This window comes from Butyricimonas muris (genome assembly GCF_046365375.1).
GTDB lineage: Bacteria > Bacteroidota > Bacteroidia > Bacteroidales > Marinifilaceae > Butyricimonas > Butyricimonas muris.
Window position 1 is genome coordinate 246,499 of sequence record NZ_JBKEIT010000001.1, and the last position, 22,907, is coordinate 269,405.

The following is a 22,907-nucleotide window of genomic DNA, read 5'->3' on the forward strand; positions in this document are numbered from 1 at the left end:
GAGAGAAGATTTTTCAATGTCTTACTATAAAAATGAAAAGTATGAAAAAATGGATGTTAGTATTGCTGGTAGGGCTTCTGGTGTTACCATGCACGCGAGAAACGTACGCTTCCGGTCGTAAGAAAAAAGGTAAAACGACGGAGGTCAAGGCACCGGAGAAAAAGAGTGCTTATGACAAATTGTTCAAAAAGAAGTCGTGTGAAACCGTGAAGAGTAATTTTATCACGCTTCACAAGGTGGACGGCAAATTGTATTTCGAGATTCCGACGAAGTATCTCGGACGGGAAATGTTGCTGGCTTCCACGTTGACATCGACGTCCAGTAACGATTTCTGTGACGTGGGATACAAGCAGAATGATCCGCTGCATATCAAGTTCACGAAGATCGACAGCACGATCTACCTCAACGAGGTGAATGCTTACGTGACGTCGAACCCGAATGAGCCGTCTTTGCGCAAGGCGATAGATAAGAATTTCATGGATGCAATTCTCTATTCTTACAAGATAGCTGCCTATAATGGTGACAGTACGGCAGTCGTGATTGACGTGACTCCGATGTTTACCACGGATATGAAGGAGTTTGCTTTCCTGCCGACTTCTATCATGGGATTGATTCAAGTGGTGACCAGTTTCAATAAAGACGGGTCAGCCTTGGGAGAAATCAAGGCGTTTGATGATAACCTGACGGTGAAGTCTATGCTGTCTTATAAAATGTCGTTGAAGTTCATGGCTTTCTCGATATTGGATAATATGCCATTGACGGCAACCGTAACCCGTTCATTACTTTTATTGCCGGAGGAGAAAATGCGTCCTCGTATTTCTGACTCCCGCGTGGGGATATTCGTGACGAGTAAACAACACGTTTCCACGGAGAAAGACGGTATACAAAACTACACGCTTGCCAATCGTTGGCGTTTGGAGCCGAAAGATGTTGCCGCTTACAGAAGGGGGGAACTGGTGGAGCCGGTGAAACCTATCGTGTTCTACATTGATGATGCCTTCCCGGAATTGTGGAAACAGCCGATAAAGGAAGGTACTTTGCGTTGGAATGCCGCTTTCGAGAAGATTGGTTTCAAGAATGCCGTGCAGGTACGTGATTTCCCGGCTGATGATCCGGAGTTCGATCCGGATAACTTGAAGTACTCCTGTATCCGCTATTTGCCTTCCTCGACCGCTAACGCGATGGGCCCCTCTTGGGTAGACCCGACAACCGGGGAGATTATCAACGCTTCCGTGTTGGTTTACAATGACGTGATTCGTCTGATTAATAACTGGCGTTTCGTGCAGACGGCACAAATCGACCCTTCGGTACGGGCAAAGAAGATGCCGGATGATATCGTGAAGGAGTCTATCGCTTACGTGGTGGCTCACGAGGTGGGACACTGTCTGGGGTTCATGCACAATATGGCGGCATCGGCTTCTTACGCGGTGGATTCTTTGCGTTCCGCTTCTTTCACGAATACTTACGGGACTACGCCCTGTATTATGGACTATGCCCGTTTCAATTACGTGGCGCAACCGGGCGACAAGGGAGTGCGTCTGACTCCGCCCGACTTGGGAATTTACGATTATTTCCTTGTGAAGTGGAGTTATCAGCCTTTATTGGATGCCGGGGACGAGTGGGACGAGCAAGCAACTTTGGAAGGTTGGGTGGACGAGAAAGCGGGAGATCCCCGTTATCGTTACGGTAGGCAGCAGATCTATTCCCGCTATGACCCGAGTGCCATTGAGGAAGATTTGGGTGACGACCCGATGAAAGCCGGAGAATACGGTATCAAAAACTTGAAATATATTCTTGCCAACATGAATGATTGGGTAACCGACGATACCGATTTCACTCATCGCGAACAATTGTACAAGCAAATCGCGAATCAATATTACCGTTATCTTATGAACGTGATGTACAACGTGGGAGGGATTTACTTGACGGAAGTGAAAGACGGTACGCGAGGACAACGTCACGTGTCCGTGCCGAAGAACGTGCAAAAGGCTTCGCTGGCGTGGATATTGAAGGAGTTCAAATCTGCCGATTGGCTAAATAACAAGGAGTTGACGAAGAATTTCAGCATGGCTGTCGATATGACGCCCGTGTTGCAAAAGAGGCTTCTGGATCAGTTGGAACGCCTGACCGGAAATATACTTTTGTCCGCTCATTTGTCATCGAATCCTTACACGGTGCAGGAATACTTGACAGATTTGTATAACGGGGCTTTCGACAGCACGATCAAGGGACGGAAATTGACGGAAGGTGACAAGATGTTGCAACGTTTTATCGTGGATGTATCCAGCAGCGCGTTTAAAGATGCCGGAGGCGGTGCGTTACGGATGTTGACGGATGCGGCTTATGTGCCTTCGGTGGAGGAGATTGCCGCTTACGGGTTGGATGAAAGCGGGTTTATTCACAAGTATATAGATCAATTCCGTCAGTTGGAAGAAGAACACGGGGTTGGCTACGTGGCACGGCAAATGGCTTTGAACGAGTTCGGCTACGGTTATGGTTTCCAAAGGCGGGTTACGGTCGGTGAGATTGATAATTCACAGACCTACATACAGGATATGGCATTGAAAGCACAGCGTTTGTTGTCTTCTAAAGTTGCCGGGGCAACGGGCGACACGAAAGTGCATTATCAATCCATGTTGATGAAGTTGAATAAAGCATTGAAGGATAGTAAATAACCCTAAGTTTGTACTACTGGATGATGGAGCGAGGCTGTCCGGAATTACCCGGCAGCCTTGTCTTTTTTTAATTACTTCAAGTTCTCGTAAAAGAAGCGCCACAACGTGTCGTTCAATGGCGGGGGAGCGGTGACGGTCACCATCTCTTGCTTCACCGGGTGCATGAACGTGATGGAACGGGCATGAAGGCTGATACCTCCTCCCTCGTTGGAACGGGGGAAACCGTATTTCAAGTCGCCTTTGATGGGGCATCCGATCTTTGCCAATTGACAACGGATCTGGTGATGACGTCCCGTGCACAGCTTCACTTCCAACAGGTAATAACGTTGTCCGGCTCCCAGCAGGGTATATTCCAGAATAGCTTCTTTCGCTCCACTCTTGGGTTTGTTGTAAGCGTATGATTTATTCTTCTCGGGATCACGCGTCAGGTAGTGAGTCAATCGGGCATGGTCTTCGTCGGGAAGATTCCCCACGATAGCCCAATAGATTTTGGTGATTTCCTGATCGTGTTCTTGAAACATCTTGTTCAGACGAACCAATGCTTTGCTGGTTTTGGCGAATAATACGACACCGCTCACCGGGCGATCCACGCGGTGGGGAATACCCAAGTACACATCACCGGGCTTGTTGTATTTCTCCTTGATGTAGGCTTTTACCCGTTCGCTTAGCGGCTCATCACCCGTTTTATCTTCCTGCACGATATCCGATACCCGCTTGTTCACGGCTATGATGTGATTGTCTTCGTATAAAATCTCCAAATCCCTCATGTTTATTTATGATTTACGATTTATGATTTATGATTTATGATTCACGGTTTGTGATTGATGATTTCAATCTAAAATCGTCAATCATAAATCTAAAATTCTAATATTGTTCTCTCTCGTTCGGGAAGTTGCGGCTCTTCACGTCGTTGATGTAGTTGCTGACAGCTCCCGTCATTTCCGCGTACAAGTTGTGATAGCGACGCAGGAACCGGGGTGAAAATTCCTGATTGATTCCCAGCATGTCGTGAATCACGAGTACCTGACCGTCCACGCCGCCGCCGGCACCGATACCGATAATGGGTATACTTACTTCTTGTGCCACTTGCGCGGCTAGTTTTGCCGGAATCTTCTCCAGAACGATGCCGAAGCAACCGGATTCTTCCAAAGCATGGGCGTCTTCGATCAGTTTCTTGGCTTCTTCCTCTTCCTGTGCCCGTACAACGTAAGTACCGAATTTATGGATACTCTGCGGGGTAAGCCCGAGGTGTCCCATGACAGGGATTCCGGCAGAGAGAATGCGTGAAACCGATTCGAGGATTTCTTTTCCACCTTCCAGTTTCACGGCGTCGGCGCTTGTTTCTTTCATGATGCGGATAGCCGAGCAAAGGGCTTCCTTGCTGTTCCCTTGGTAACTGCCGAAAGGCAAATCCACGACAACCAAGGCGCGTTCCACGCCCCGAACCACGGAAGCACCGTGATATATCATCTGGTCGAGCGTAATCGGCAGGGTGGTTTCGTGTCCTGCCATAACGTTGGACGCGGAGTCACCCACGAGTATAACATCTATTCCGGCATTGTCGATAATCTTTGCCATGGAATAGTCATAAGCGGTAAGCATACTTATTTTTTCACCCTTCAGTTTCATTTCCGACAACACGTGGGTGGTTACTCTTTTTACTTTCTTTTGAACAGACATAGTACTGATTTTTTACGAGCCGGTGAACGGATCACTTGGACTCAGGTTCTTTAAATGTTCCGATAAGTGTTTGTGAACCGGTCACTTTTTGTCCCAGTTTCACGTCTATTTTAGTCCCTAGCGGCAAGTATAGGTCAACACGGGAACCGAATTTGATGAATCCGGCGTGTTCGTCTTGACGTGCTTCTCCGCCCACGGGAGCGTAAGATACGATACGTTTTGCCATAGCCCCGGCGATTTGGCGCATGACGATGTCCCGCCCGTCACGGGCTTCTATGGCGATAGTGGTTCTTTCATTCTCCGTGGAGGACTTGGGCAGGTAGGCTGCCATGTATCTTCCTTGATGGTATTTGAAATATTTGATGATTCCGTTGATAGGGAACCAATTGATGTGTACGTTAAAGATATTCATAAATATGGATACCTGTATACATTGTTTTTTCAAGTACTCCGGTTCGTATGTTTCCTCTATAACCACGATTTTCCCGTCGGCAGGGGCGAGGATAGTGATATCGTCCGGCGCGATGTGCCTGTTCGGGAAACGGAAAAAGTTTACCATCAGGAGGTAGCAGATAGCACTGACAACGAGCACAGCCCTGAAAACAATGATACCGGGAGAGAAAACGTAGACAAGTACGTTGATAATGGCGATAATTACAAATGCTTTAATTAACAGTGAATGACCTGCTTTATGTATCTTCATATTCTTTTCGTTACGTTATTAAAACAGCGGGCAAAGTTAATACATGAATTCCATATATACAAAAATAGCGGGGATTGTAAATATGACAGCGTCGAATCTGTCGAGGATTCCCCCGTGCCCGGGCAGAATATTGCCGGAGTCCTTGATTTCAATACTACGTTTGAACATAGATTCCAGTAAGTCGCCGTAAATGGCGAATACCACCACGATGCAGGAGATGACTGCCGTGTCGAAAACGCGGTATCCCTCGATATACGGAGCCACGCACAGCCCGACAATAATGGTCATCAGCCCGCCGCCGATGGCTCCTTCCCAAGATTTCTTCGGGGATATCCGGGGAAAAAGTTTATGCTTGCCGAGTAAAGAACCGGAAAGGTAGGCAAACGTGTCGTTTACCCACACGAGCAGGAAGGGGAAAAAGATGATTTCCGGCATCCATTGTCCCGAGTTTGACATGTAAGGCAAGTATATCAATAAGGTAAAAGGCAGGCTGATGTACAGGAGGGCATAATAGGAGAACGCGATGTTCTGGAATCCGTTTCCCTTTTTGCGATAGAGCTCGCGGATAGCCATAATAAATGTCAGTATGAAGAAATAGAGGTAACCGTCTTTGTAACCGATGTAGTTATGCAGGAATCCCGCGGTGAATAGCACGCTTCCGCACACGATACAGAAAAAGAGGTTGACGTGGATGTTCATGTGTCGTGCCATACGGCCGAACTCAAGAAGTCCCAGAATGTTGATGATAAAGAACAGTACGTAAAAACAAATGGGGTGTATGAAAATACACCCTGTTAGTACCACGACAAACAGCAATCCGCTGATTGCCCTTTTTAAGAAATTACTCACGATCATTGTATGCTTTTATAACTTGCTCGGCTTTTTCCCGGTCTTCTTTGTTTACCATGACGTTGATATCGCCGAATGTTTTGTAAGAAGAATCCCGTTGATTCAGAACTACGGCAGGGATTCCCGAGTCGGTTAACACTTCCTTGATTCGTTCAGCGACGAATTCTTCGGTTGTCGAGAAAACAGATACCCAATTTTCCATAACTTTCGTTTTTTAGTTTATACTGTTTTTATCCTGTCGGGAATAGCCCTTCGTTCTTATAATTCTTCGGGTTGAATGGTTTCCCCGTCTTCTGTCCAAGGACGTTTCCCGAGTATTCTTTCCAGATCATCGCTGAAGATTACCTCTCTCTCGATCAAGAGTTCGGCAACTTGGCGGTGCTGGTCTTTATGTTCACTCAATAGTTGTTTTGCCCGTTCGTACGCGGCTGAAACCATCGCTTTCACTTCTTCGTCGATAATCTCCGCCGTTTTTTCCGAGTAAGGTTTCGTGAAGTTGAAATCACTTTGTCCGGTGGAATCGTAATAACTCAACATTCCCACTTTATCGCTCATACCGTAGATGGATACCATGGCATAGGCCTGTTTCGTGGCACGTTCCAAGTCGTTCTGCGCGCCCGTGGATATTTCGCCGAAGACGATTTCTTCCGCGGCACGTCCGCCCAACACGGAAACCATTTGGTCGAGTAATTGGTCTTTCGTGGTGATCTGGCGTTCTTGCGGCAGATACCACGCCGCACCCAAGGCTTTGCCTCGCGGTACGATAGTCACTTTCAACAGCGGGTGAGCGTGTCGGAGCAACCACGATACGGTAGCGTGTCCCGCCTCGTGATAAGCGATGGTTTTTCTCTCGCCCGGTTTGATTACCTTGCTCCGGTTCTCGAGTCCTCCCACGATACGGTCGATGGCATCGAGAAAGTCTTGTTTTTCTACTGCCGATTTGTTTTTACGGGCGGCGATCAGTGCTGCCTCGTTCGCCACGTTGGCGATATCCGCGCCTGAGAACCCGGGTGTTTGTTTCGCGAGGAAGCTGTAATCGATATCCTCTGCAAGTTTCAACGGTTTCAAGTGTACCTTGAAAATATCTTCCCGGTCTTTCAATTCGGGGAGATCCACGTATATCTGACGGTCGAAACGTCCGGCACGCAATAGCGCGCTGTCCAGAATATCCGCCCGGTTGGTGGCAGCCAGAATGATAACGCCCGAATTAGTTTCGAAGCCGTCCATTTCAGTCAACAACTGGTTCAACGTGTTCTCGCGTTCGTCGTTGGAACCCATGTTCGGGTTTTTGCCCCGGGCGCGACCGATGGCGTCGATCTCGTCAATGAATATGATACACGGGGCTTTCGATTTCGCTTGCTTGAACAAGTCGCGTACGCGGGATGCCCCGACCCCGACGAACATTTCCACGAAGTCCGATCCCGACATGGAGAAGAACGGTACGTTGGCTTCTCCCGCCATCGCCTTTGCCATTAAGGTTTTTCCCGTTCCCGGGGGACCCACGAGTAAGGCTCCCTTGGGTATTTTACCTCCCAACTTCGTGTATTTATCCGGTGATTTGAGGAATGACACGATTTCTTCCACCTCCTGTTTCGCCTCGGCTAATCCTGCCACGTCTTTGAACGTGATCTTGATATTGGATTCCTTGTCAAACAGTTTGGCGTTGGATTTTCCCACGTTGAAGATACCGCCGCCACCGCCGCCGCCGGCGTTTTTACTCATCCGGCGCATGAAGAATACCCAAATACCTACAAATAGAGCCAAGGGCAGGATGATGGATATGATGTCTGCCCACCAGTTGTACTCGTCGCCGTAATCGACATGTATGTCCGCGGTTTCCGGGTATTCCTTTTGTGCTTCTTCCAGATTCTTTTCGAATTGCTCCAATGTCCCGAAAGGTACGTAGTATTGTGGTCCCGTACTTTTTTGATTAAATCCCTTGGAAACTAATTTATCGTGAGTTTCTATCTTCTCCGGTTTCAGGAAGATATTTGCCTTTCCCCCGTTGCGGACGATAAGAATTTCTTTCACCTCGTCCTTGGCGAGAATATTGGTTTTAAATTCCTGCCACGAGATACGTTCCGGGTTTGTCGGCATACTGAAAAATTGGTAGCCTATAAGAATGGCGGCAATAATAATATAGGTCCAGTAGCCGCCGAATCTCTGGTTCCTGTTGTTCTTCCTCCCGACCGGGGGAAAATCAAAGTTATCGTGTTTGTTGTTTTCTGCCATATCGTGTATTAATTTTCTTCTATTCTGGTTATTTCTGCATCCACCCAAAAGTCTTCGAGTTGATAATAATCTCTTTGTTCTTTTTGAAATATATGTACGACCACGTTTCCATAGTCCAGAACAACCCATTGTGCTTGTTGCTCCCCTTCCACGTGTAACGGTTTTTCCCCCGTGTATTCGTTGACTTCATCGTGAACGTAATCCAACAGGCTCGCCACGTGCGTGTTGGAAGTTCCGTGACATATTACGAAAAAACTACAGAAACAGTTTTCGATTCTTCTTAAATCAATCTTTACTATATCGACACCCTTGTTCTTATTTAATGTTTCAATTACTTGTTCAACTATTTTTTCTGCTCCACTCATTCTCTATAACTAATTTCTAATTTAAAGTACAAATATACATTTAATATTTAATCCCTTTACAAAAAGCGTACCTATTTTCCCGTTGTTTGTTATTATGACGAATTGTCAGTGGAATAGGTTTGGATTTTTAGAGGATAAATTTTATAAAAGTGAAGATGGTTAATTTTTTTATTCATTGGTAGTGTTTTTAACAAATCTTATTTATAGTTTTGCAAACCAGTGCGCCGATTTTGTCGTTTACCGAACCATGAAATAAGGGGGCGGGATTGGATTGTAACGTGAAACATTATAAACTTGTAGAAAAGAATGGAAAAGTATCTGATACCGTTAGTTCCGGGGCCTGTAGCTGTCCCGCAAGAGATTTTGAAAGTTGCTGCCCGGAACTTCGGGTCCGCGGATTGTGAGCCGGAATACGCGGCTTTATACCGGGAAACGGAGGGGTTGTTGCAGAAGATGATGAAAACCCGCGAACGGGTAGTGATTCAGACGGGCGAGGGGATGTTGGTTTTGTGGACGGCTTTGAAAAGTACGTTAAAGCCGGGAGATAGGGTGTTGGTGCTTTCTACCGGGTTGTTCGGCGAAGGGTTCGGTGATATGGCAAAAGCGATCGGGTGCGAGGTGATGACGTTGGATTTCGGGTATGACCGGACCTTCCATGATTTTGATGCTATAGAAAAGGCTATCGTGGAGTTCAAGCCGAAAATGATCACGATGGTACAGAATGAAACCCCGAGCGGGACGACAAATCCCGTTCAGGAGATTGGGGATTTGAAAGTGAAACACGGGGTACCGTTGTTATGCGTGGATATTGTTTCCGGTTTGGGTGGTACTCCTGTCGATGTAGATGCTTGGCACGTGGATCTGGCTTTGGGCGGTTCGCAGAAATGTTTGTCTGCCCCGGCAAATATGTCTTTCCTTTCCGTGAGCGAGGGAGCGTGGAACATCGTGAAAGAGGTGAATTACGCGGGTTACGAGGCTTTGTTGCCTTTCCTGACTGCCCCGGAAACGGGATATTTCCCTTACACTCCTTACTGGCAGGGGACGGCTCAGTTGCATAAGGCTTGTGAATTGATATTCGAGGAGGGCTTGGATAGTTGCATTGCCCGTCACGAGAAAGTCGCCGCTTATTGCCGGGAACGGATTAAGGATATGGGGTTAAAGCTGTATCCTGCCGAGGATGCCGTGTGTTCCCCGACCGTGACGGCTGTTTACGTGCCCGAACACATGACTTGGGAACGTTTGGATTCCGAGTTGAGAGTACAAGGTATGGTTGTCGGCGGAAATTACGGTAAATTGGCGGGAAAGGTATTCCGTATCGGTCACATGGGATCGCAGGCGAATATCAACCTGATCAAGGAGGCGATGGATATTTTGGAAACCGTGGTTCACGATATTTAATTCCGGCGGGATGAATGGTGATATTCACGCGAGAGCTCATTAATTGGCTGGAAGCGCACCAGTTGCCTTGTCTGGTGAAGGAATCTATCGGTATCGAATGTCCCGGTTGCGGGTTTCAGACAGCGGTTTTTATGTTGTTAAGGGGAGAGATTGTCAATTCCGTGAAAACTTACCCGGGATTAATCCCCTTGATCGTGTTTCTGGCCCTTGTGGCAGGGCGTATTGCGGGAATAAAAAAAATATCGCCCGGCATATTAAAAATTACGGGTTTTGTTTGCTTGATAATAATTTTAATTTCATATTTGCTTAAATTAATAACCCACTAAAACGACAACGATGGAGATTATTGAAACGAAGAAAAAAGACCTCCCGAATGCAACGGCAGTGTTGGTATTGGGAATATTGTCATTGGTATTTTGCTGGTGCTACGGTTTCGTTGGATTGGTGTTGGGGATTCTCGCCGTGGCGATGGCTTCGTCGCCTCGCAAGGCTTATTTGGAGAATCCGGACGAGTACACGGAGGCATCTTATAAAAACGTGAGTGCCGGGCGTGTTTGCGGGATCATCGGGATTTGTGTTGCCTTGGCGGTAGTCGCTTTCGTTATCCTTGTTATACTGGGTGTTACGGCACTGGGTGTCGGTTCGGCGTTGATGCTAGGTTAAAATTAAATAACATATGGATTACAGATTTGAAATCAGTTTACCGACTAGTTCGGATTTTAGGTGTGAAATCGCGGTTGGAGGAGAACAGACATTCCAACAGTTTCACGATAAAATTGTTGAGACGTTAAATTACGACAGTTCTCAAATGGCTTCTTTCTTCACGTTAGACCGGATGGGGAACCGGGTGAAAGAAATCGCTTTGATGGATATGGCCGTGGATGACGAGGAGAGTGAAAACCTCGTTATGGACAGCACGAAGATCAGCGATATCATTAAGCCGGGATGCCTCGAACTGGAATACGTGTACGATTTCTTTTCCAACAAGTATTATAAGGTGGAATATGCCGGGGAATATATCCGCGATTCGTCGGACGTGATGCCGGTTTGTATTGCTTGCGAGGGAGATATCCCGGAACAATTCTCGTATGACGAGAGCAATGCTAACTGGGAATTTGACAAGCCCGAGGAAGAATATGACGGCGATTACGACGACAGTTTCATGGAGGAATTCGGGAATGACAGTTATGACGACGACGATCGTCAGGATCGTGACGGTGATGATGATTACTATAGGGATTCCCGTTACGAGAGTTTGGATGATTATATTGATAGACTTTAGTAATTTTAGATTTAAAGATTTTAGATTTAAGATTGATTTTCTAAAATCATAAATTTGAAATTATAATCGTAAATCATAAATCGTAAATCTAAAATCTTTAAATGGATGAAGACATTGCTGGTATTGTTAGGACCGACGGGGGTGGGGAAGACTGACTTGAGTATAGAGTTGGCGAAGCATTACCGGACATCTGTAATTTCTTGTGATTCCCGACAGATTTATAAAGAAATGAATATAGGAACTGCCGTACCGGAGCGGGAGCAACTGGCGGCAGTTCCTCATTTTTTTATTCAGACCGTGTCCGTGCGGGATTATTTTAATTGCTGGGAATTTGAGCAGCAGGCTTTACGTAAGATACGGGAGCTTTTCGAGGAGAGGGATGTCGTGGTTATGGCGGGCGGTTCGATGATGTATATTGATGCGGTGTGCAAAGGGATTGACGAGATGCCTACTATTGACGACGAGGTGCGGGCGTCGGTGAAAGAGATGTTCGAACGGGACGGGATAGAAGCCTCGCGTCTGTTACTAAAGAAATTGGACCCGGAGTGGTACGCGCGAGTGGATCTGAAGAACGGTAAACGGGTTATGCACGCGTTGGAAGTTTGCCTGATGACGGGAAAGCCGTATTCTTCTTTTTTGACACGCACCGTGAAAGAGCGGGAATTTAATATCGTGAAGATCGGACTGAACCGGGAACGGGAAGAATTGTTCGACCGTATCAACCGGCGCGTGGATATTATGGTTGAATCGGGTATGGAGGAAGAAGCGCGAGCCCTTTACCCGTTGCGGCATTTGAACGCGTTGAACACCGTGGGATACAAGGAATGGTTTGATTATTTTGATGGGAAGTTTGACCGGGAAGAGGCTATCCGTCTGATAAAGCGTAATACCCGCCGTTACGCCAAAAAGCAACTTACATGGTATCGTAATGACTCGGACATCCATTGGTTCCATCCCTCCCAAAAAGAGGAAATCCGCTCCATTTTAAATTCCTTAATTTTAGATTAAGTGATTGAATTACCCTTTCTTGTAAGGGAATCCATTTTCAATTTTCAATTTTCAATTTTCAATTATTTAGTCCGTCATGTATTGTTTCGGCTCCAGTTGCTTGGTGCGTCGGGGCGGCATGAGTAGGATAAGGAACGAACCTAAAATGATAACGCACCCGAGAATATAATCTTTTATATCCAAATCGGGTTTTAAATTGATAGCGTAAACCGCGACAAGCGATTCGAGCCCGTAGGTCAACATGGGTTGGAATGCCCGGAAAGTCATAAAGGTTTCTGCCGTGGCGGTTTGCAGGGTGGCGTAATACAGGTAGGTTGACAGGGAAGTTAGCATGAATCCCGTGAGGCACGCCGACACGATGGTCGTGGGGTGAAGGATATCTTCAATTCGGGGCAAATAGAACCACGAGGGATGGCTGTCGAAGAATCCCGGGGCGAAAATATGTTCCCCGATGGCGATGACGGTAAGTGCCGACATCACGATAATACCACCCCAGAACATGGTGAACCCGGAAATACCGCATTTCTGGCGGGTGGTTGTGTCGGGACTCGCGATAGTTGTTTTCTCGACCACGATAGCGCGGGTGCAACTGGCTATAATAACCGCGGACATGAGTACGCTGACTCGTAATTGTATGGCTTCCGGTAGCGATTGTATGAATAACACGATGCCCACCATGATGACGATCATACCGAAAATATTACTCGCGTGGGGGCGGCGTTTAAAGAAAATGTAAGCGAAAATCGTGGTCACCACTATTTCCCCGTTTATCAATAAACTCGTTTCCGTGCTGGTGATATACAGGTAAACGGCGGCAAGGAAAAAGTTACGGCATATTTGAAGTATCGTGTACAGCCACGAGTATTTTACACCCGAACGCCAACCTTCACGGGTGACGGGTTTTCGGATGAGCAACAGTGCCACTCCTGCCGAGAATATCTGTAACGTGGCGAACACGAGAATGTTCGCTTCCAAGTACACGATGCAGAAGCGGGTAATAACGCTGATTATTGCCCATGTGATAATAGATAACAACGCGTATAGGGCACCTATTTTCATGCTTGGTTATTTTAATTTGGTTCGGATATAACGATATGTTCGGGTGAAAAGTTTTTTATTGAAATAAAATATATCTTTGTTTTGCTAAATATAACAGAACCGGTAATGACAGAATTGAATACGCGGCACGGGTATGCGGAATCCCTCCAAGTGTTTTACAGGCAGGGAATTACTCGTGATATTTCATGGCGATTGGTGAAATTGAAAGAATTGAAAAAAGCTATTCTTTCACGAGTGGAGAGTATAAACAAGGCTCTGTGGGTGGATCTGAGGAAGTCCGAGGGCGAGGCATACCTGACGGAGATCGGGGTGGTCATCGGGGAAATTGATTATCATGTGAAGCATTTGAGGCGTTGGGCGAAAGGAAAGCGGGTGCCCACTCTGTTACCTTTTTTGCCTTCTCGTAGTCGGATCGTGTACGAACCTTACGGGGTGGTGCTTATTATAGCTCCTTGGAATTACCCGTTCCAGTTAATTATGGCACCTTTGATCGGGGCTATTTCGGCGGGGAATTGTGCCGTGTTGAAGCCTTCTCCTTTTGCCCCGGCGACGACAAAGGTGCTCGGGGAGATTGTTGCTGACGTGTTTGATCCCGGTCATGTGGCTATGTTCGAGGGGGACGGGGAAATGGTCAATCGCTTGCTGGAGGAGCGGTTCGATTATATCTTTTTCACGGGAGGACCTCGTTTCGGGAGGCAGGTCATGGAGGCGGCTTCCCGGCATCTGACGCCCGTGACGCTGGAATTGGGGGGTAAAAGTCCCTGTATCGTGGATCGGGATGCGAATCTGGAGATCGCGGCTCGGCGTGTTGCTTGGGGGAAATTCCTGAATGCGGGACAGACTTGCGTGGCTCCGGATTATGTTCTTATTCCGGCAGAGCATGAAGCGGCTTTCGTGGAGGCTGTGAAACGCGCGATACAACTTTTCTACGGGGAGAATCCCGCGGAGAGCCCGAATTACACGAGAATTATTCATCAGGAAGGAACGAAACGTCTGATGAAGTTGATGCATTCCTCCGGGCAAGTGGTCGTGGGGGGAGAGGTCGATGTTGAAGATAAATATATCGCGCCGACCGTGTTGACGGGTGTGGAGCCGGATAGTCCGATCATGCGGGAAGAGATTTTCGGACCGGTTTTGCCGATTTTGAATTACAAGGAGTTGGATGAGGCGATAGATTTCGTGAATAAACGAGAAAAGCCTTTGGCGTTGTATTATTTCGGACCTTCGGCGTCGGCAGAAAAAGTGTTGAAACACACTACTTCTGGCGGAGCTTGTATCAACGATACAATTATTCATGTGGGTAATTTTCATTTACCTTTCGGGGGTGTCGGAACGAGCGGGATGGGCAAGTATCACGGGAAGGCAAGTTTTGAATTGTTCAGTAATTTGAAATCTGTTGTAATTTCTCCCACCTTTATTGATAACCATTTTCGTTATGCCCCGTATAAGCATTTGAAATTGATTAAAAAATTTATGTGATGTCTGATAAGAATTATTATATTTGTTGAAATTTAAAAACAATAGCGCTATGAAAAAGTACATTTGCACAGTTTGCAGTTATATTTATGATCCCGCGGAGGGTGATCCGGACGGGGGTATTGCACCCGGAACCGCTTTTGAAGATATTCCAGAAGATTGGGTTTGCCCGCTTTGCGGCGTCGGTAAAGAAGACTTCGAACCGGTAGAGGAATAAAAATTAAAAAGAAGACCGGCTAACTTTTGAGAAACATCTCATTTCAGTTAGCCGGTCTTTTTTTATGTATGCGCTATCTTTATTTCACCCTTATCCCATCTTAAAAATACTGCTTTTACATACCATTGACATAGCATGGACGCTCGTGTACGTTCATGCTACGTCTATGCTACGTTCATGAGGTAGTGTATAGGTAGCCTAAGGGTAATTTTAATGTGACCACTCGGCGAAGAAGTCGTTTCCTTTGTCATCGACGATGATGAAGGCGGGGAAGTTTTCAACCCGGATTTTCCGGATAGCTTCCATTCCTAATTCTTCGAAAGCGACGATTTCAACCGATTTGATACTTTCCTTGGCAAGGATCGCGGCAGGTCCGCCGATGGAACCGAGATAGAATCCGCCATGCTTCTTGCAGGCGTCGGTAACGGCTTGCGAACGGTTACCTTTGGCAACCATAATCATGGAACCGCCGTGGTCTTGGAACAAGTCAACGTACGGGTCCATACGTCCGGCTGTCGTGGGACCGAAGCTCCCGGATGCCATACCTTTGGGTGTCTTGGCGGGACCGGCGTAATAGATCGGGTGTTTCTTGAAATATTCCGGCATGGGTTTGCCCGCGTCGAGCATCGCTTTGATTTGGGCGTGCGCGATATCGCGTGCCACGATTAGGGTTCCCGACAGGTTCAAACGAGTTTTTACCGGGTATTGGCTTAATATCTTCAGTACTTCCTCCATGGGTTGATCCAAATCTATATCCACGGCAGGGGCTAGAGCCGGATTCTCGGCGGGCAGGAAACGCGCGGGATTCTTCTCGAGTTGTTCGAGGAAGATTCCGTCTTCGGTGATCTTCGCCTTGATGTTGCGGTCGGCACTGCAACTGACACCGATTCCCACGGGGCAGGACGCGGCGTGACGCGGCATACGGATTACCCGTACATCATGTACCCAGTATTTGCCGCCGAATTGTGCCCCGATACCCATATCTTGGCAAATTTTCTGTATTTTGGCTTCCCATTCCAGATCGCGGAATGCCTGACCTCCCTCGTTTCCCTCGGTAGGCAGGTTGTCGTAATATCCCGCGGATGCTTTCTTCACGGTCGCCAAGCAGGTTTCGGCAGAAGTTCCGCCGATGACCACGGCCAGGTGGTAAGGAGGACAAGCGGAAGTACCCAAGTCTTTCACCTTTTCCTTGATGAACTTGGTCAACGCTTCCTCGGTCAGAAGGGCTTTGGTCTGTTGATAGAGGAAAGTCTTGTTGGCAGAACCGCCTCCTTTGGTGATAAACAGGAACTCGTATTTATTGCCTTGCGTGGCGTACAGGTCGATTTGCGCGGGAAGGTTCGTTCCGCTGTTTTTCTCGTTGAACATGGTGTAAGGTACTACCTGCGAGTAACGCAGGTTGCGATCGCGGTAGGTTTCATACACCCCTTTGCTGATTGCCTCGGCGTCGTTGAATCCGGTCCACACGTTTTCACCTTTCTTGCCGATAGCGATGGCGGTACCCGTGTCCTGACAGGTGGGGAGTTCTCCCTCGGCGGACACGACTTGATTCATTAACATGGTGTGGGCGACAAATTTATCGTTGTCACTGGCTTCCGGGTCTTGCAGGATATTGGCTAATTTCTGCAAGTGAGAAGCGCGAAGATAGAAAGATACGTCGGCGTACGCTTCCCGGGCAAGTAATTCAAGCCCCTCTTTTTCAATCTTCAGTATTTTACGTCCTTCGACTTCTATTGTCTTCACGTAATCCTTTGTTAATAAACGATATTCCGTGTCATCTTTCTGTATCGGAAATGGTTCTTGATACTTGAATTCTGCCATAATCTGTATTGTTTTTGTGTTTATATTCTATTGTTCCATAACGGAAAAATTTCTTTAATTTGTCGCAACGAAATTAGAATTAATAAATGAGAAACGCAAATTATATTTACACGGGGCAAACGCGTCAAAACGCTTTTTGCCCTTTTAGTCAAAAGTTTATAAAGTTCATAAGGTTTATAAGGTTCTTAGACCCCTGCGGGGCGCTTTGTCCACGGCAGCATAGCCGCCGGTAAACCTTGTCCGAAGGACGCCCGTTACTTTATGAACTTTATAAACTTTAGGAGCTGAAAGCTCAACTTTATGAACCGGACGAAAAGCGTTTTGACGCGTTTGCCCTAGCAGGTTACATTTGCCTCTGGCAAGTTGCAGGTTATGAAATTTGTTGTATCTTTGTTCAAGAATTTAAACTTGTAACTTGCCGTTTGTGGCAAATGTAACCTGTAACTTTACCGGAGGTAAAATGATATTTATTGTTATTGTTGTTTTCCTGTGTCTGGATTTTATCCTTGAACGGGTGCTGGAACATTTGAATTTTAAGCATATGTCGCCCGTGTTACCCGAGAGTCTGAAGGGTATCTATGACGAGAGGGAATACGGGCGTTTCCAGTCGTACAAGCGGGAAAACGGACGGTTGGACAGTTGGAGTTCCGGGTTCGGCTTTGCCGTGATGATGATTTTCCTTCTGGCGGGCGGTTTCGGGTGGTACAATGATTGGGTGGTGTCCGTGACCGATAGTGCCGTGTGGCAGACACTTCTTTTCGTGGTCGGGTTATCTTTGGCTTCATCCGTGCTGGATATCCCTTTCGACTATTACGCTACCTTTCATATTGAAGAAAAATACGGGTTCAATAAAACCACGAGGAAGATTTTCTGGCTCGATGCCGTGAAGGAATTACTGGTTTCTCTTGTCATGGGAGGCGTGTTGCTGGCGCTTGTCGTGTGGTTCTACACGTGGGCGGGCGCTTCTTTCTGGTTGTACGCGTGGGGAGTCGTGATCGTGTTTTCGCTTTTCATGGGGATGTTTTATTCCCAGTTGATAGTGCCTCTGTTTAATAAACAGACTCCTTTGCAGGAGGGGAGTTTGCGGGATAAGATTCAGGCGTTTGCCGGGAAGGTGGGATTCAAGTTGGATAATATATACGTGATCGACGGCTCGAAACGTTCGACAAAGGCTAACGCTTATTTCACGGGACTGGGGCCCAAGAAACGGGTGGTGTTGTACGACACGTTGATTGACGATTTGACGGAAGAGGAGATCGTTGCCGTGCTGGCGCACGAGATCGGGCATTACAAGAAACGGCACACGTTACAGTCCATGGGACTTTCGATAGTGCAAACGGGTATTATACTCTGGCTGTTTTCCCTGTGTGTCGACAACGCGGCATTGTCCGGGGCGTTAGGAGGCGATAAGGCATATTTCCAGTTGGGATTGATGGCTTTCGCTATACTTTATTCTCCGGTTAACTTGATTTTGGGTATCGGCATGAACGTGTGGTCACGGAAGAACGAGTACGAGGCGGATGCTTTCGCCGGGACTCATTACGAGGGGGAGTATCTCGTGTCGGGATTGAAGAAAATATCGGTGAAGTCTTTGAGCAATCTGACGCCTCACCCGCTGTACGAGTATATTCATTATTCTCATCCTTCTTTATTGAAACGGATTAAGGCAATTAAACGTATTCACGAATAAAAATGTAAATCCATGAAAGCGATCATTATTACAATCGGTGATGAAATCCTGTTAGGACAGATACTGGATACCAATTCACAATATATTTCGAAACAATTGACTCGCCTCGGGGCGGAAGTGATTGATATTTTATCTATTGCCGACGATCGGGAGGAGATATGCCATTGGGTGGATTACGCCATGAAGCGGGCGGAGCTGGTTATCGTGACCGGTGGGCTCGGACCGACGAAAGATGACGTGACGAAGAAGGTATTGGCGGATTATTTCAATACCCGCTTGGTGATGAACGAGGAGGTGTTGAAGTGGATCGAGAAGTTGTTGGAGAACGGGGGAATGAGTATGAACGAGGCGAATCGCGGTCAGGCTCTTCAACCCGAATCGGCAAAGATTCTGTTCAACCGCAAGGGGACGGCTTCCGGCATGTGGTTCGAACGGGACGGGAAAGTATTGGTTTCTTTGCCGGGCGTGCCTTTCGAGATGGAGGATTTGATGATGCAAAGTGTGGTTCCCGGGTTGCAACACTTGTTCCCGCACCTGCAACTGGATTACAGGATGCTGAAGGTGTATGATATCCCGGAGTCGGAATTGGCTATCCGATTGAGTCAATGGGAAGAAACGCTTCCCGAGGGATTCAGTCTGGCTTATCTGCCTTCCCCGGGATTTGTTATGTTGCGATTGACGGCGAAAGGAAAGCAGGTGTATAATTTGGATGCCCGTTTCGACGGGTTGAAAGAAACACTGGAGGGATTGCATTACACGGAAGGAGAGAACGGGGGGACGGAGCGGGAATTGGGAGAGTTGCTGTTGATGAAAGGAAGGACGATCGCTACCGCCGAGAGTTGCACGGGTGGGAATATTGCCGCCCAATTGACTTCCATTGCCGGGGCTTCGGCTTATTTCAGGGGAAGCGTGGTCGCTTATGCTAATGACGTGAAGGAACGGGTGCTTGGAGTGAGCCGGGAGGATCTGGAACAATTCGGTGCCGTTAGCGAACCCGTGGTGCGACAAATGGCAGAAGGTGTACGCCGCCTGATTGGAACCGACTACGGGGTGTCCACGTCCGGCATTGCGGGACCCACGGGTGGTACGCCGGAGAAACCGATCGGTACGGTCTGGATCGGTGTTGCCGGACCGGGAAGGACGGTCGCCCGTAAGTTCACCTTTTCTTTTACGCGGGAAAGGAATATCGGCAAAGCTACCGTGAAAGCGATAGAGTTGGTTATTGAAGAAATTCGCGGTGGAAATAGATAATTTTTTCAAGGAAAATTCGGTTGCCCCGTGTGGGGTGAATTGTGGGGTGTGTATGGCTTATTTGAGAAAGAAAAAGCCATGTAGGGGATGTTGGTCTGATGGTGTGAAGATGAAACATTGTACCTCCTGTCGTATTAAGAATTGTCTTCTTTCGCGGGAATCCGGGGGGCATTATTGCCACGAATGTGAGAAGTTCCCTTGCTTGTCGGTGAAAGGATTGGATAAACGATACCGGACTAATTACGGGATAAGTCTTATCGATAATCTTAGACGGGTGCAAGAAGTTGGTGAAGTTCGTTTCTTGGAAGAGGAACGGGAAAAATGGAGATGTAAAGCGTGTGGGAATGTCCTGTCCGTACATTTGAAAGCGTGTATGTTTTGTGGTGGAGAGAGATGAGAAAATAGGGCTAACCAGCCCTATTTTCTTATTTACTTCAACTGAGTGTCTGTGACGTGTTTCTCTTTGTACGGAAAAGCTTTGTCATATTCTTCTATTTCTTCTTCGGTCATATTGAACACGACGTCTTCATAGAATTTGCCGGATATTTCGCTCAGACTTCCTTTTGCCAATTCATAGACCATGAATGGCTCGAAATTCTTACCCTCGTGCGTGGTAATATTGAATTGGGCTGCATTCACGAAACCGAATCTATGGTAATATGCCGGGTTTCCCCAGAGAACGATGGCTTTATATCCCATTTGTCCGGCAACGTTTTTCGTGTGTCCTATTAACCGGGTGCCGATTCCCTGTTTCTGTACTTCCGGTGCGGCACAAATCGGTCCAAGGTAAAGGATTGTATGTTCCTTCTCTTCTTTATCCACGACTTTTGCCCGGGTACACACGACATGCCCGACGATCTTCCCTTCGTGTTCGGCAACAAAGTTAAGTTCGGGAATGAAACAATCCGCTTTTCTGATTTTGTGTAATAACAGGTGTTCTGACGCTCCCGGTTGATACACGTCCCCAAAAGCCTCCCGTGTCATGTTCTCCACGTACGCGTGGTCTTGCTCTTTTTCTTGTCTGATAGATATTTTCATGTATTTTAATTTTTTATTCCGATGTAGAATACATAACCGTAATACGATTTGTATCGTTGATAGAGATTGCTCTCGTTCAATTGTCCGGTCACGAAGGTTTTGGCGTCATCGCTGTACTTGTATTTTTGCAGGAATGATTCCGCGTGTTCTTGCGCGGGACGGAAGAAGTTTTCTGTCCAACAATTTTCGGGTAACACGAAATGTGCCGCGGGAGTATATCCCGCCTGTTCCATTTGTTTTACTTTGGTCGAGATCAAATCGATTTCACTGTAATGGAATGTCCAGAAACGGTCTATTTCTTCGGGACGTGTCGGCGTGAACCATGATGCTTCCGAAACGGCAATTATTCCTCCCGGTTTTAGAAATTTTTTCCACTCGTTCAATCCTCTCTCGTACCCGATGTTGTAAATTGAACCCTCCGCCCAAATCAAGTCCAGTTCGTTTTCTTTAAACGGTAATTCTGCCATAGAACCCGTGATTCCGGATACCCGGTCGCTGAATCCATGTTGTTTCATGCGATCGTTTACTCTGGCAATCATCTTGGGTAGTAAATCAATAGCCGTGATTTTCCCTCGCGTATTCGCCGCGAGGGTTAGGGTTTGTCCTCCCGCCCCGCAACCGATATCGGCGATTTTTGATTCCGGGGATAGATTCCCGACGAAGCTTAACGCCAGTTTTGTTACCTCTTCACTTCCGGGACCTTGACGATCCAATGGTGAGAAAAAGTCTTCGATCATGTTCATGTCGAAGTCCGCGATTAATTTCAATTCTTCTTTCATGATGTACTTGTTTTTTGAATAATGAATAATATGTTTTGAATCACGTGCTTTTCGGGCACAAGGATTCAAATGATGATTTTCGAGGCACCCGTGGATGTGCTTCAAAACCTTAAAATTGTTTTCAATAAGAAATCATTCCGGGTGGAATACCCGAATCGAAAAGCCCAGTCTGAAAAGATTACAGACTGTTAATTACGCATTTATCTTCTTAGAATTTGTTGTTTTCAAAAAGCAATTGTATTATTTTCGGGAGTAAAGATAGTGCTTTTTGGGTTATTTCCAATAGTATGTGTCATTTACTTACCGGTTGTAGTATATTATTCCCCCGATTAGTAAAAGTCCCAAGATGATCGTGAACACGATTTTCAGGGTACTGTAGGGGCGATCCCCCGTGACTTCTCCCGTTCTTCCGTTCACGAAGAAGTGGTATACTTTTTTGCCATACAAGTAAGACGACATGTAAACAGGCAGTAATATCAATTTGAATTTGATGTTGTCGTACCGTGTGTTTTTTGATAAAATCCGCTGTTTGTCGCCACCGATGTCCCGTCGGATGGCAGAGTCTATTTGTGTTGCCATTTTGCCTTGGGCAATCTCGAATCCTTGGGTGAGGTTGATGATGTATTTTTCCGTGATGAACCCGCTTAGGAAACGGTTGTCCATTTCCACGAGGTTTTCCGTGTCCCAGTCTTCGATTTTTGCCACGGTTCCCGAGGCGATTAATTTGGACGCCGGAACCATTACATCGTCGAAAAAGAGGGATATGTTTCCGTCGCGGTAACTCCACGCCGTGCGGATTACCGTGCGTCGGTTTTTGCCTGTTCCTACCGAGGTCGTGTAGGTAACACCCCGTTGTCCCGTGTATTGGGTTTCCGTTTGCGCGTCGTATGTCCAACAAGGGATATACACGCCTTGCATTTTTTCGGAGCAACGGGCTTGTTGTTTCAAGTTACCGGGTGCGAACCATAATTTCCGTAACCATTTGTGGAGGCAGTCGTCAATTTCCTTGCCGGAGATTTGGAACGGTAGCAGGTAGGATGGTTTGAACAGTCGTTCATAATGCGCGTCGGCTTCAATCAAGGGAGTACCGCAGTAGGGGCACTCCATGGATTTCATGTTTTCGTCGAATGTCGATTCGGCGCCACATTTCCGGCATTTGATGATGTTTGTGTTGCGCGTGTTGAGCTCTTCAACGTGCCGGATGTGTTGCATGTAGTCCAGTTCGTTGATATTGACCACCACTTTCGTTTGGATTGGGGTGTCCGCCCCGCAATATTCACAATGCAGGAATGTTGTTCCCGGTTTGTATTTTAGCACGGCTCCGCAACATTCACACGGGAATGTGTCACCGATCGTCCGGTTGTCCTCGGTTTCTTCCGTCATA

23 protein-coding genes are annotated in these 22,907 nt (G+C 47.0%); 11 read left to right on the top strand and 12 right to left on the bottom strand.

Going from position 1 to position 22,907, the window contains the following annotated elements; translation table 11 throughout:
• Positions 1–41 precede the first annotated feature (41 nt).
• Positions 42–2,675, top strand: coding sequence for a zinc-dependent metalloprotease (locus ACK8P8_RS00990; RefSeq protein ID WP_410025424.1), 2,634 nt, complete (start codon positions 42–44; stop codon positions 2,673–2,675).
• A gap of 71 nt (positions 2,676–2,746) precedes the next feature.
• Here ACK8P8_RS00990 and ACK8P8_RS00995 read toward each other — a convergent pair whose 3' ends face one another.
• The 7 genes from ACK8P8_RS00995 to rsfS all read right to left on the bottom strand — a co-directional run bounded on the left by ACK8P8_RS00995 (position 2,747) and on the right by rsfS (position 8,504).
• Entirely contained in the window at positions 2,747–3,433 is a 687-nt protein-coding gene (locus ACK8P8_RS00995) for an RluA family pseudouridine synthase (protein ID WP_099294618.1), read from the bottom strand.
• A 106-nt stretch (positions 3,434–3,539) separates the two neighbouring features.
• Positions 3,540–4,355 (bottom strand): 3-methyl-2-oxobutanoate hydroxymethyltransferase, encoded by an 816-nt coding sequence (gene panB / locus ACK8P8_RS01000; RefSeq protein WP_369859999.1) that lies wholly within the window; start codon positions 4,353–4,355, stop codon positions 3,540–3,542.
• Positions 4,356–4,386: 31 nt separating this feature from the next.
• Complete coding sequence (locus tag ACK8P8_RS01005) at positions 4,387–5,058, bottom strand: phosphatidylserine decarboxylase family protein (protein WP_099292869.1); 672 nt, start codon at positions 5,056–5,058, stop codon at positions 4,387–4,389.
• A 36-nt stretch (positions 5,059–5,094) separates the two neighbouring features.
• Complete coding sequence (locus tag ACK8P8_RS01010) at positions 5,095–5,913, bottom strand: phosphatidate cytidylyltransferase (protein ID WP_099292867.1); 819 nt, start codon at positions 5,911–5,913, stop codon at positions 5,095–5,097.
• Positions 5,900–6,109 carry a putative signal transducing protein gene (locus ACK8P8_RS01015; protein ID WP_099292865.1) on the bottom strand — a complete coding sequence of 70 codons (210 nt, stop codon included), beginning with the start codon at positions 6,107–6,109 and terminating at the stop codon, positions 5,900–5,902. Before ACK8P8_RS01015 ends, ACK8P8_RS01010 begins: the two co-directional genes overlap by 14 nt.
• Before the next feature lie 56 nt (positions 6,110–6,165).
• Complete coding sequence (ftsH, locus tag ACK8P8_RS01020) at positions 6,166–8,139, bottom strand: ATP-dependent zinc metalloprotease FtsH (protein WP_186975707.1); 1,974 nt, start codon at positions 8,137–8,139, stop codon at positions 6,166–6,168.
• 8 nt (positions 8,140–8,147) lie between these two features.
• A complete protein-coding gene (gene rsfS / locus ACK8P8_RS01025) occupies positions 8,148–8,504 on the bottom strand; it encodes a ribosome silencing factor (protein WP_410025425.1) in 357 nt (118 codons plus the stop codon).
• Between the two features lie 306 nt (positions 8,505–8,810).
• On the opposite strand from rsfS, the gene ACK8P8_RS01030 reads away from it, so the two are divergent.
• From ACK8P8_RS01030 to miaA, 5 genes are all read left to right on the top strand, one after another.
• Positions 8,811–9,902: a pyridoxal-phosphate-dependent aminotransferase family protein gene (locus tag ACK8P8_RS01030; RefSeq protein ID WP_292270954.1), complete on the top strand. Its 1,092-nt coding sequence runs from the start codon at positions 8,811–8,813 to the stop codon at positions 9,900–9,902.
• Between the two features lie 14 nt (positions 9,903–9,916).
• The gene (locus ACK8P8_RS01035) at positions 9,917–10,228 is read left to right on the top strand and encodes a DUF2752 domain-containing protein (RefSeq protein WP_227215644.1); all 312 of its coding nucleotides are present in this window, start codon (positions 9,917–9,919) and stop codon (positions 10,226–10,228) included.
• A gap of 10 nt (positions 10,229–10,238) precedes the next feature.
• Positions 10,239–10,565: a CCC motif membrane protein gene (locus ACK8P8_RS01040; protein ID WP_099292851.1), complete on the top strand. Its 327-nt coding sequence runs from the start codon at positions 10,239–10,241 to the stop codon at positions 10,563–10,565.
• 13 nt (positions 10,566–10,578) lie between these two features.
• Entirely contained in the window at positions 10,579–11,184 is a 606-nt protein-coding gene (locus tag ACK8P8_RS01045; RefSeq protein WP_099292849.1) for an IS1096 element passenger TnpR family protein, read from the top strand.
• A 105-nt stretch (positions 11,185–11,289) separates the two neighbouring features.
• Positions 11,290–12,192, top strand: coding sequence for a tRNA (adenosine(37)-N6)-dimethylallyltransferase MiaA (gene miaA, locus ACK8P8_RS01050; protein ID WP_369860000.1), 903 nt, complete (start codon positions 11,290–11,292; stop codon positions 12,190–12,192).
• Between the two features lie 66 nt (positions 12,193–12,258).
• Here the strand turns inward: miaA and ACK8P8_RS01055 are convergent, their stop codons facing one another.
• Complete coding sequence (locus ACK8P8_RS01055; RefSeq protein ID WP_369860001.1) at positions 12,259–13,251, bottom strand: EamA family transporter; 993 nt, start codon at positions 13,249–13,251, stop codon at positions 12,259–12,261.
• A 105-nt stretch (positions 13,252–13,356) separates the two neighbouring features.
• On the opposite strand from ACK8P8_RS01055, the gene ACK8P8_RS01060 reads away from it, so the two are divergent.
• The gene (locus ACK8P8_RS01060; protein ID WP_369860002.1) at positions 13,357–14,730 is read left to right on the top strand and encodes an aldehyde dehydrogenase family protein; all 1,374 of its coding nucleotides are present in this window, start codon (positions 13,357–13,359) and stop codon (positions 14,728–14,730) included.
• A gap of 49 nt (positions 14,731–14,779) precedes the next feature.
• Positions 14,780–14,944: a rubredoxin gene (gene rd, locus ACK8P8_RS01065; protein ID WP_099292841.1), complete on the top strand. Its 165-nt coding sequence runs from the start codon at positions 14,780–14,782 to the stop codon at positions 14,942–14,944.
• A gap of 210 nt (positions 14,945–15,154) precedes the next feature.
• On the opposite strand, the gene ACK8P8_RS01070 is transcribed toward rd, so the two are convergent.
• On the bottom strand, positions 15,155–16,765 hold the full coding sequence (locus ACK8P8_RS01070; RefSeq protein WP_369860003.1) for a fumarate hydratase: 1,611 nt from the start codon (positions 16,763–16,765) through the stop codon (positions 15,155–15,157).
• Between the two features lie 424 nt (positions 16,766–17,189).
• On the opposite strand from ACK8P8_RS01070, the gene ACK8P8_RS01075 reads away from it, so the two are divergent.
• From ACK8P8_RS01075 to ACK8P8_RS01085, 3 genes are read left to right on the top strand one after another with little or no spacing between them, the layout of a single operon-like run.
• On the top strand, positions 17,190–18,455 hold the full coding sequence (locus ACK8P8_RS01075) for a M48 family metallopeptidase (RefSeq protein WP_369860004.1): 1,266 nt from the start codon (positions 17,190–17,192) through the stop codon (positions 18,453–18,455).
• A gap of 12 nt (positions 18,456–18,467) precedes the next feature.
• Positions 18,468–19,706: a competence/damage-inducible protein A gene (locus tag ACK8P8_RS01080; RefSeq protein ID WP_186975701.1), complete on the top strand. Its 1,239-nt coding sequence runs from the start codon at positions 18,468–18,470 to the stop codon at positions 19,704–19,706.
• Entirely contained in the window at positions 19,693–20,103 is a 411-nt protein-coding gene (locus ACK8P8_RS01085; RefSeq protein WP_303179134.1) for a DUF3795 domain-containing protein, read from the top strand. Before ACK8P8_RS01080 ends, ACK8P8_RS01085 begins: the two co-directional genes overlap by 14 nt.
• A 32-nt stretch (positions 20,104–20,135) precedes the next feature.
• Here the strand turns inward: ACK8P8_RS01085 and ACK8P8_RS01090 are convergent, their stop codons facing one another.
• From ACK8P8_RS01090 to ACK8P8_RS01100, 3 genes are all read right to left on the bottom strand, one after another.
• Positions 20,136–20,744 carry a GNAT family N-acetyltransferase gene (locus ACK8P8_RS01090; RefSeq protein ID WP_369860005.1) on the bottom strand — a complete coding sequence of 203 codons (609 nt, stop codon included), beginning with the start codon at positions 20,742–20,744 and terminating at the stop codon, positions 20,136–20,138.
• 5 nt (positions 20,745–20,749) lie between these two features.
• A complete protein-coding gene (locus ACK8P8_RS01095) occupies positions 20,750–21,523 on the bottom strand; it encodes a class I SAM-dependent methyltransferase (RefSeq protein ID WP_227214967.1) in 774 nt (257 codons plus the stop codon).
• Between the two features lie 300 nt (positions 21,524–21,823).
• Positions 21,824–22,906, bottom strand: a complete 1,083-nt coding sequence (locus ACK8P8_RS01100) for a TFIIB-type zinc ribbon-containing protein (RefSeq protein WP_369860006.1) — start codon at positions 22,904–22,906, stop codon at positions 21,824–21,826.
• Between the last annotated feature and the right edge of the window lies 1 nt (position 22,907).